Annotated in this window: 1 protein-coding gene; it reads right to left on the reverse strand. The window is 60.0% G+C overall.

The features are described from left to right. A partial coding sequence (locus tag LDX50_RS30705) for an Ig-like domain-containing protein (RefSeq protein ID WP_225700129.1) occupies positions 1 to 245 on the reverse strand: 245 nt, incomplete at both ends.

The following is a 245-nucleotide window of genomic DNA, read 5'->3' on the forward strand; positions in this document are numbered from 1 at the left end:
GCATCCACCACCAGGGCAGGTTCTACAAGGACATCCACCTGGGTGCCGGTGCTTTCGCAGCCCGCGCTGGTGCTGGTTGCCCATACTGAATACGTACCGGCTGTCGTGTTGTCAACATACGCAGCACTCGGTACAAACGGTGAGCCTACACCAATCTGGTTGGTCAGGCCCGCATCACTATACCAGCGGATCGTGCCCGCACCCGTTGCCGTAAGTGCCGGTGTAGGTTCGCCCTCGCAAATCGG

It is taken from the genome of Fulvivirga sedimenti, assembly GCF_020328055.1.